Origin of the sequence: Treponema sp. TIM-1, from assembly GCF_046533115.1 — a bacterium.
GTDB lineage: Bacteria > Spirochaetota > Spirochaetia > Treponematales > Breznakiellaceae > JAIRMO01.
Genome location: NZ_JAJQRC010000037.1, coordinates 19,334 through 29,895 on the forward strand (window position 1 = coordinate 19,334; position 10,562 = coordinate 29,895).

6 protein-coding genes are annotated in these 10,562 nt (G+C 56.4%); 4 read left to right on the forward strand and 2 right to left on the reverse strand.

Features of this window, described 5'->3' with window-relative positions:
* Window positions 1-16: 16 nt before the first annotated feature.
* Window positions 17-1,744 carry a hypothetical protein gene (locus LQZ21_RS11875; protein ID WP_411044656.1) on the forward strand — a complete coding sequence of 576 codons (1,728 nt, stop codon included), beginning with the start codon at window positions 17-19 and terminating at the stop codon, window positions 1,742-1,744.
* On the opposite strand, the gene LQZ21_RS11880 is transcribed toward LQZ21_RS11875, so the two are convergent.
* Window positions 1,722-2,360, reverse strand: a complete 639-nt coding sequence (locus LQZ21_RS11880) for an MBL fold metallo-hydrolase (RefSeq protein ID WP_411044657.1) — start codon at window positions 2,358-2,360, stop codon at window positions 1,722-1,724. The genes LQZ21_RS11875 and LQZ21_RS11880 overlap by 23 nt on opposite strands.
* Window position 2,361: 1 nt before the next feature.
* Complete coding sequence (locus LQZ21_RS11885) at window positions 2,362-2,949, reverse strand: pentapeptide repeat-containing protein (protein WP_411044659.1); 588 nt, start codon at window positions 2,947-2,949, stop codon at window positions 2,362-2,364.
* A gap of 935 nt (window positions 2,950-3,884) precedes the next feature.
* On the opposite strand from LQZ21_RS11885, the gene LQZ21_RS11890 reads away from it, so the two are divergent.
* The 3 genes from LQZ21_RS11890 (at window position 3,885) to LQZ21_RS11900 (ending at window position 10,323) form a co-directional block, all read left to right on the forward strand.
* The gene (locus tag LQZ21_RS11890; RefSeq protein WP_411044661.1) at window positions 3,885-5,912 is read left to right on the forward strand and encodes a hypothetical protein; all 2,028 of its coding nucleotides are present in this window, start codon (window positions 3,885-3,887) and stop codon (window positions 5,910-5,912) included.
* 88 nt (window positions 5,913-6,000) lie between these two features.
* Entirely contained in the window at window positions 6,001-8,394 is a 2,394-nt protein-coding gene (locus LQZ21_RS11895) for a hypothetical protein (protein ID WP_411044662.1), read from the forward strand.
* Window positions 8,395-8,589: 195 nt separating this feature from the next.
* A complete protein-coding gene (locus tag LQZ21_RS11900) occupies window positions 8,590-10,323 on the forward strand; it encodes a beta strand repeat-containing protein (protein WP_411044664.1) in 1,734 nt (577 codons plus the stop codon).
* Window positions 10,324-10,562: the final 239 nt, after the last annotated feature.

Sequence of the window (10,562 nt, forward strand, 5' to 3'; positions counted from 1 at the left end):
CCGGAGCCGGTATAACATGAAACCCGGAATTATCAGCGCCTTCTTTTTTTGCGGGATCCTCGCCCTTGGAGCAGGGGCCTGTGCCTATAAAGAGCCCGCGGCCTTTCCCGTCTATGCCCCTTCCGGCCCACCCTCTACCCTCTGGGGCCTCTCAAAAAATTCGGCCGCGGGAATTATTCCCCTGGACGGGTCCAAACCCTTGAACTACCGCTTTCAAAAGCCCCTGTCCCTTCCGCCGGATATGTCCCTGGAGCTGGAGTATGGTTTTCGTTTAGGGGACGGTCCCGCCGGGAACCTTTCGGCATGGAAAGACCGGTACCGGATAGTCCTGCGGGTGGAAGGGGAGGCCCCCTGGGAATTACCCTGGGACGGTTCATTTTTGGGAGCCGGGAAGGTTCCGGAAAAGATCCGCTACGGAATACCCCTTTTAGGTTCGGAGATAGAACAATTCTCCCTCACCCTTGAGACCAGGGAAGACGCCGGTCCTTCCCCTGCCGGGGGGAAGGGTCTGGTTTTTGCGATCCGGTCCCTCCGGTTTCTGCCCCGGTGGTTCGGCTTTGTCCGGGAAGGGGAGGGCGCGGCGGCGGCCCTGGGGGTCACCCCCTTTGTGTCCGGGGGAATTGTTGCCGGCCAGGGGGGTCCGGTTCAGACGGTATTGATCGATCCCCTGCTCCCCTACCGGATACCGGGGCCCGTGGAATTATCCCTCTCCGGCGAGGCCGCCCCGGTTGAGGTAGCCCTGGGAAGGGTCCGGTATGAGTATGCCGGGGGCCCGGAGCCCGGACCGATCCACCTTCCCGCCGGGGCCGTTCCCGGGGAGCCCTATCCCCTGGTCGTCACCGGCGACGGCCAAATTGACACCCTCCGGCTGGTCAAGGCCCCGGCGCTGCCTTTCCCCGAGGCCATCCCCGCGGATCCCGGGGTGATCCTGGTATATGACCGGACCTTGTGGCGGGATCCCCGTTACGAGGTGTTCCAATGGGAGCATTTCCCATCGGTGTTGATCTTTGATACCGCCGACTACGCGGTCCAGGACCGGCTTTTTAAGCGGATTGCCTTTTTTGTGGAGAAAAAGGGTATTGCCGGCCGTTTGCTGACGGATCGGGAAATGGCGGATCTCCACGGCTGGAACGCCCACGATTACCGGGCGGAGGATCTGGCCGCCTTTTTCTCGGCGGCCCGGACAAAGAATTTTCCCCTCTCCCCGGAAGAGGAGGAGCTTGAAAACATCCTCCATGGGGCCGGCATCTTGACCCCCGCCGGTCCGGGAGCGGGCGCGGTTCTTTCCCTATCGCGGGAATCTTCGGATTACCTCCGCGGCCTTTTTATGGTCCACGAGGGGTTTCACGGTCTTTTTTTTATCGATGCGGATTTCAGGGAGTTCTGCCGCCGCCGTTGGGAAGGGCTCGACCCGGGGGCGCGGCGCTTCCTCCGTTCCTATTTTGATTATCAGGGGTACGAGGTGAACAACCCCCTCCTGGTGATAAACGAATTCATGGCCCATTGCCTGCAGCAGCCCGTATCCCGGGCGGGGTGGTACTTTGGGGAAGTCCTGGCCGGGCGGATCAATGAAAGTTCCTGGCGGCGGGAGGTCCTGCCTCCCATGGACGAAGCCTCCGGTACCTGGCCGGACCTGAGTCGGGCCTTTATGCGGGAAGCGGAGGCCCTTTCATCCTATGTAAACCGGCGCTGGGGCTTCACCGCGGGCCGGATCCGCCGGCTTATCCCATTATTTCAAGATTAAAGGTGGGCCGGGCCTTTTTGTGCTGCTCAAAATGCTGGATCCCCACATTAAAGCGCCGTTCCGCCTCCAGGGACGAAGGGGGGCCGTGGCCGGGCATGATCACAAAATTCCCCGGTATGGAGAGGATCTTGCTCCGCAGGGCCCGCATCTGCACTTCGGACCCATAGGAACTGGCGGTGCCCCCCACCAGGCCCGCGGTTAAGGCATCCCCGGTAAAAAGCATGTGTTCAATTTTGAATACCGCCGAATCCGCGGAGTGGCCGGGTACGGAAATGACTTCGATGTTAAATTCCCCCACGGTTACGGTCTCCCCGTCCCGTACCATGATGGTCCGTTGATCCAAAATAACGTGGTTCACCGCGTAAATAGCCACATCGTAGATCCGCCTGATGGCCCGTAAGCCCTGTACATGGCTCCGGTGATTGTGGGTGATAAATACCCCCCGGAGGGTATAATCGTGTTTTTCGATGATATTGAGGATGGTCCCGTCCATGACCCCCGGATCGATGATAATGGCGTTCCGGGCGCCGGTTTTATTGGTCCCCTCCTCAAAATCGGTTCCCAGGATATAGCAGTTGCTGAACCCCTGATGGCAGTAATGAAAAAACAACTTCATCCTATTCCTCCAATTCAAAGACCGCTTCCGCGGTATTGGAAGATTTAAAGGAAATCCCTTCCTGTTTGCTCTTGATAAAATAGGTTTTTTTTACGTTGCAATCGATAAAATCCGTGAGTTCGATAACGGAATCGATAAAACGGCTGTTGTACAGGTTGGAATAATTGAAGGTACAGTCCGAAATAACGGCCCCCCCGTAATTGATATTCACCAGCTCCGAATTCTCAAAGGTACAGTTCCGCAGGGTGGAACCGGCAAAGGACAAAAATTGCAGGTCGCTTTTGGAAAAATCGCAGTTGGTAAAGATCCCAAAATCAAAAAAACTCATCCGGACGAGGTTTTCGGTAAAAAGGCACATGGAAAATTCAGAACGGATAAAATTACACCCGTAAAAGTGACGGTGAGAAAAATCAACGCTCTCAAACCGCAGCCCCGCCGCATTGAGGTCCTTGATGATTTTCCGGTCATGGATATAAGCGGCGATCCGGGCCGCTTCCTTACCCGGATCCGCCGCATGGACGGCGCAGGTGGTGGAACCGCTCAGGGCCGTATGCCCGCATCCCGCGGCGCAGGGGATTACCTTGAACATATATTCATAATAGGTTTCACCGGCAAGCTTTTCAAGGGGCCTCTGGAGTCCCTAAATTTGACCACAAAGGCGCAGAAGGCGAAGAAGGAAGAGTTAAGAGAGGAGTTAGGAAAGAGAAATGAGGAGAGTGAAGAATTAGAACGGACAACTCTTCATTCCTTTCCTTCTTCGCCTTCTGCGCCTTTGTGGTGAATTTCTTACTATTGTGCCTTTGTGGTAAATTTCTTAATTCGGCACTGGAGGGCGTATTTTTGGGTGATTTTTTGGGTGGGAGACGAAATTTGACGTTTTTTTGCATTTTTTTAAAAAATTTTTCAAAAAAACGAGATTTCCGGACCAAAGTGTGATATAATAATGGGTATAGATTTATAGCTGAAAAAATTCGGCAAAAGCCGGCAGAAAATAAAAGGAGGAAGCCATGACATACACCACCATTCTTTCTTCACGCCCAATTCTTCCCTCCTCTTCATTTTCCATTATTCATTCTCAATTTTCCATTTTCAATTTCTTACCCCCCCCCCCAGCAAGAACCGTGCCAAGTAGGGGCTAAAAGAGCGTTTTTTTCAAAAAAAAATACATATTTTTCTCAATTTTTTCCGGCAGGGGCTTTTTGTCCCCAAATCGGCCGTGGATTCAGGTATGGACCGGGGGTCGGCGGTATTGCCGGGAAGGAGGGTCATGCCGGGTAAACCCGGCTAGCGGCAATAGGCGGTTTAGCCGCCTTTTACGGTGTCCTTTAAAAGAGGGACCCCGGGGCAGTGAGTTTCTTAGCAGGAGACGCTGCCTCCGGGGCACACTAATCGCAAGGGAATGATACCCCGTTTTGGGGCGGATTTTCAATGCGATAGTCCTCTTTTATTCGGGAGCGCCCTTTTGGGGACGCTGCCCGGCATCCGGCAGTACTGACCGGATGAATAACAATACAGGAGGGCTTTATGTTGAAAAAGAGCCTAATTTTTGGAAGTGTGGTGCTGTTTGTAGCGGCGCTGATCACCCTCACGGGGTGCCCCACATCCGTCGATGACGATAGTAGTTCCGGAACGCAGTATGCGCACCGGATCTACGGTTTTCAGGTGGACCCCTATCAAGCACAGGAAGCGATAGATAACGCCGTTGCGGCGGGGCAGTATGTCGTTCTTGAGGACGGGCTTGACATCCGTGCCGGCGAATTAAACTTTAAGGGCGCCGAGGTCAGGATCAATGGCCGGGTAACCTTCAACGGCGGGGTCATGAATATGACCGACGCCACGGTGAGCTGGGCTGAGGGCGCGGGAATAACCATGACCGGGGGTTTTTATATCTGCCGGGAAGGTACGGATTTCGGCGGCGCGGAATTCCGTGACCGGGTTGACGGCTACGAGGCGTGGTTCGCGGAGAGCCTGGAACGCATCAGACCCAGTTCGCGGAGAGCCGCGGTACGGGAGTTTACCCTGGGCACCAGGCAGAATTACGATTATTCCCGGGACAGCAGCGGCGTTGACGCCAAAGTAAGCGCTCCGAACCTTGAGCGCCTCTTCGTGCTGGATAAACTTACCATTCCCACCATTGCGGCAAGTCCCGATGTACTAACCCTTGTCGCCCTGGGGGAGGTGGATGTTACCGGGACAATCATCAATCCTGATGTGATAATCGGGGACAACGATGCCCTCGCCCTGGGGAGCTGTTCCACCCTGACCAGTTCCCGGGGGGCTACTATCGCTGTGCCCCGGAATCATCCAGACCCCTTCTTCGACAAGACCCTCATACCCAATATTCGGGTAGGGGAGGGAGGAATTACCCTTAGCCAAGTTGGCGGCTCTGCCCCCCTCATCATACGGGGTAAGCTTACGGGCCCGGGAACCCTGGAGGTTACGCCCACGAATATTACCGTTTACGGCGGCGACGGGAACCTCCTCGTCATAGGAAACGGCAGCCGGCAGCTTGATATCCTCAGTACCGGCCGGGTTACCTTTACCGGCGATTTGACCATCCCTCCCAACAACAACATTGCTTCGGTGATATATAGCGATGTGGTGTTTGGGGGAGATGTGGTGATTAACTCCCCCCTGGGACTTTACGGGAATGTTACCCTGCCAAACCACGGGCAGACCATAGACTTTACCCAGCCGGTAACCCTGGGGGCGGGTAAGACCATCACGCTCCAAGTCACCCCCCAGAAGACCACCCAATCCATTCCGGCCCCCCTCTTGACCGCTGCCGGCGGCCCGGTGGTGTTAACCCCCGGCGGTACTTCAACATTCACCACCGCGGGCGCTCCTACAACCGATGCGGCGAAGATTGCGGCAGCCAAACGCATCAACCTGAGCGGTGGCCCCCTGGAGATCACCGACGGTACTTTGCAGGTGGTTCCGGAGGCAATCTTCGGGAATGAGGCCGCCCTTAGGACGAAGACCGGTGACCCCAATGAAGTCGGTTACCTGGCCGTGGCCGATGGCGGCGCCCTCGCCTTGACAAGCGCCTCCGTTGCTATAGGGAATCCGGTACTCGGCGGCGGCACCAGTTTTTCGTTCACGGCAAGCGGCGGAACCATCACCCTGGGGAACCATCAGATCACCGGGAGCGCCCCGGGGACAAAACTGACGCTGCCCCGGGGAACCAATGGGACCATCAATGTGGCAGGCGCCGGCGCCCTGATCTTGAACAAGGTAGAGCTTGACCTGGCCACCGCCGGTACCATTACGCTGGCCGGTGGAAGTACCGTGGAATTGGACGACGGGGCCAAAATTACCCTGACTGCCGGTGAAAACGGACAACCCACCACATGGGGGTATATTACTACGACAGGCGGCGGCTATGCCCGGCTGACCGGGGCTTTTACGGGCTTAACCCCCGATCCCACGGACGATGACCAGCCCGCCTGGTCCGTGGCCCATAGGGGCGGCGCGCTGCCGGCGGTCGACATTATCGCCCTCAGCCCCATCATCCTCGGCAGGACGCCCAAGGCGGAATTTAGTGCCCGGTAATGCCGGAACCCGTGATTGCGGCGGCGATACGCCCAGGCGGCGCGGGAAACCATCATCCGGCATAGGTCCGGAATTTAAGGAGTGTTTTATGTTGAAGAAATATATGATTTTCGGCAGTGTTGTCCTGTTAGTGGCGGCGCTGTTGACTCTGACGGGGTGCTCCCAGGCCACCGACAGCGACGGGGGAACTACGGCTGTCAGTGAAAGGAATTACCTGTATGGAGATGCCAATGCGGATGACGTGCGGATAGCCGTACAGGCGGCCAAGGACGGGAACCGGATCGTGGTCCTGGGAGAGAATCTCAGGCTCACCGGAAGCTCTACCACCGAGGTTGCCGATTTTAAGGATATGGTCATCCGGATAGAGAAGAACGTAACGGTACGGAATATGATTATCAACGCGGCCTTCGCTACCCTGAGTTTTGATGAGGGATCGGAGATAAGCCTGGATACGAACGCGGTGTTTATCTACAGCGGGGAACCGAAGGAAAAACTTCTCAAGATAGTGGACAATGCCACTGCCAAGAAGGTTAAATATGTGGATAACCCCCTCATAGGTACCCAGGGAACCGACCAGGGTATTGCCGTGTTAGAGTACACGATAGGTTCGGATTTTAGTAATCTTCACGGGTCCATTACGAATCTTTACGTGCTGGAAAAAATCACCATCGACGCGGGTTCTATCGCGCAGCCCGGTGATGGTAAAACCGCCGGGATACCGAGGATTATCGCCCTGGGGGAGGTGGATCTTGCGGCGAGTAACGCCCGGGTTTTTGCGAACCTCAGTCATTTCATATTCGCCGACAGCGCAACCCTGACCAGCAAGATTCCGGGGCTTACCCTTACCCTGCCTTCGGGCCCCGTATATCTGCCCGCGATTGATGCGCCGGTCCCCCTCACTATCGAAGGGCCGAGCGGCGCTATTGGCGCTATTACCATAGGCGCGATCAACGGCCCCGGTACGGTTACGCTCAGCCCTGCTAACAACCAGAACATTACCGGCCTCAGTATCGGAAGCGTTTCCGAGTCGGGCAGGGTCCAGGTAAGCGTCACCGGGACCGGCACCCTTGGCGCGACTGTTATAGGGGGAAATGCCGGTTCGATAAGCCTGAGCGCTGCGGGCCTGAGCGGTCCCGTTACTATCGGAACCTCCGTCAGCAAGACGGCCAATAGCGGAACCATTGCCATTACTATCCCGACGATCGCCCAGACGGTCAGGGTGGAGGCCGCCAATGCGGGGACCATAAGCTTTGACACCGGGAATCTTAACGCGATAGTTAGGATCGCGGAGAATACCACCAACGGCGAAGTAATCTTCAAGCGGCTCCTTACCTTAGCCGATGTCGATTACCTCATCCAGGCCCCGGCCAATGAGGGTACCATCCTCTTCCAGGGTAACTTTATCGCAGGCACCGGTGCGCTTGGCGACCCGCTTATTAGCCCGAACAATATCGTACGGAATATTGCCGGCAGCGGCACCGTAGAGTTCGCGGGGACGGCTGCGTTCAACGGCACCACCAACATAGACACCAACATAGTGTTTAACGACAACGTAAACGTGGTCAGCGCTAAGACCCTTGACTTGGGGGGCGATGTATACCTGGCTAACGGCCGGGAGATCAAGTTGGCGGATAGCGGATCCATCCTTACCCTCAAGGTGGGCAAGCGGATCCTGGCGGGAACCGGGGCAGCGGCTATCCCGATATTGGCCGCGGGGACGACCAGGGCCGTCATAACCCCCGGCACTCTCACCACCCTGCGAGCGGAGGTTCCGGTACCTGATGATGATGAGAACCTGAACTACAAAACCCTGACCCTGGGCGGCGGGGCGATTGGCTCAATCGGGGGGGAACTGCGGATCCTGGAGACCGGGCTCCTGCGGAACGCTACCGCCATTACTTCCATTACGGGGTCCCTGACCCTGGAGGAAAACGCCCTGCTGGTACTGGCTGCGCCGGCTAACACCATTGGCATTGGCACTACAACCCTCGCCTGCCCCGCAGGCGAAACCTTCGCGCGGCTCACCGCGGTAGACGGGGAGGTAAGCCTGAAGCCGAATGCTATCACCGGCGCCGGGTCAACCCTCCTGATCCCGGACGAGTTTCCCGGCCCCACGATCACCGTGGGCGCTACCGCCCTTACCCTTGCGGGAGTCGACCTGCAACTGCAGTACGATGGCGCTTTGGTACTCGCCAGTACGCGTTCGGTTATTCTGGAAAGCGGAGCCTATCCCGGTAAAATTACCCTGAGCGAAGACACGGGTACCGCCTACCCGGGCGCCCTTAACGGGACAAGGATTAATTCCGGCACCGGCGCCTCCAACTTCGCCGCCATCAATGGAATCGGCGCTCTTACGGGCGAATTCGATGAGACGTTACCCTGCACCATCGGGGTACTTTCCGGCACCGCGAAGGGGAGATTAACCATTGCGGGCGGCGCCTCGGGCTCAACGATTGTGCAGGGACTTAGTGTGGTCGAATAAGCCGTCGGGAAAGTTTACCAAACTTTCCGCGGCCTTTGAAGGAACTTGAGGCGTATGCCTTTTATAAAACAGGAAGTAAAACGGGGGTCAGGAAACGAACCGGTTTCCGGTCCGTCCCCCTGTTGGTTCCAAAGCGGTTGGGGGCGTCGCCTTTAACGCTTTGGTATGACTGAAAATTGATATAGGAAGGTTTTTATGAACAAGAAAACACTCTTCGGCATGATCGCCCTGTTAAGCGTATCATTACTCTTTTTTGGCTGCTCCACGGAAGCAAGTGACAGCGGTACCGAATCCTCCCCCACCTGGCCGGTTAGTCCGACGACTCCCGGCGGCACGCCGTCCATCAGCAAGGGCGAGGCAGCATCGCGCCTGGCAGCCGCCCTGGGCACCGGCGCAGCCTCCGCGAGCGCCGATGGCACCGTCATCCTTCTGGCGAGCACGCCCATTAACGGTCCAATCGAAATCCCCACCGGCGTAGTCCTTTCCGTGCCGGCGTCGCTAACCCTTACCGTTGCTAGTGGACCCGATTTAACCAATAACGGAACCCTGAGCGTGGAGGGAGGGCTTACCGTTAGTGCCGGACTCTTTACCAATGATGGAACGGTTTACCTGAATCCCCCCAGTTCTGGCACCACCTCCCTTCCCGCAGGGCTTACCAATAACGGAATCCTTACCGTGGCCGCTGGGGACACACTTGCCGTTACCGGAGCCGTTATCAATACCGGAACTATTACCGCGGAGGGAACTATTACCGCTACTGGCACCTTTGACAATAAGGGAACCGGAACCATTACCGTGGTGGCCACGACGGGCGCTGTCACCCCTAGCGGACTCCTTACCAATGGAGGAATCCTTACCCTGAATGAAGGTATTAGTCCTGCCGCCGGGCTTACCAATAGCGGAACCATTACCCTGGCAACTGGGGAAACGCTTGCCGTTACCGGAGCCATTGGCAATAGTGGAACCATTAACGCCACGGGTGGAACTGTTACCGGTAGCGGCCTCATTACCAATGATGGAACCATTAACGCCGGGACTATCACCGGTAGTGCCGGGATTACCAATACCGCATACGGAGACATTGTTGTGGGCACTCTTACTATTACCACAGCCGCTATTACCAATAGTGGAGACATTACCGTGAATGGCGCTTCTACCGGCGCTGTCGGGCTTACCAATAACCCAAGTGGAGTGATTACCGTGACCGCAGCAACGCCGGGTTCTCTTGCCATTACCGGAGCCATTACCAATGATGGAACCATTAACGCGAATGGCGTTGTTAGCTCAAGTGCCTCCATTACCAATAATGGAATCCTTAACGTGAATGCAGCTGTTACCTCTGCTACCGTGCTTAACAACAATCCAGGCGCAACCATTACCGTAGGCCCCACGACGGGCGTTCTTACGGCTACTGCCGGAGGCATTGCCAATCAGGGAACCATTACCGTGAATGGAACGGTTGATGCTGATGGCAGTAGTGGAAATATCGTCCATACCGGCGACGGGATAACCATAGTGAACCCAGGCGCTGTACTGGAGACCACTCTCATAACCATTGGTGATACTAGTGCGAAGATAAAACTTGCTGCTGGCGCCGTATTCTCCTATGACTTAGATTCCTATGATGTGGTGGCAGGTACGGTAACCGTTTATGATGCTTTGACTCTTGCACTCTCATTGAACGTAGCTAGTACATTAATTGTCGATGATAAAGTACTGACGGTGAACGCCACCATTACGGGTAGTTCTGGGGCTGTGATTCAGCTTATTAGGACTAGCACGGGCAGCCTTGCCGGTACCGGAGTTACAGCTGGTAATTTCTATAGTAGTACCGGTCCCACTCTGATAACAGCCGCTATTAGTACCGCTGGAAGCTATGTGTGGACCGAAGATATCATTGGTACGGATGATGGTTGGTTGCAACAATAACCTAACCCTCCCGCATGAGTAATTAAAACCCAAAACCCGGCTCGCCCGGGTTTTAACGAGACCCACACCCTCCCGTCCATCGGACGGGAGGGTCCTTCTCTACCCGGTAACCGGCTTTTAACCCTTTACCGGCTAAGGCCCCCCCCGCCCCAATACGGCTGGAGGCCTCTTACCACCCGGCACTCCGGCAGTTTAGGTCCGTGCCGGCGAAGCCCGGCGGGGAATTACGCCCCGCTCAC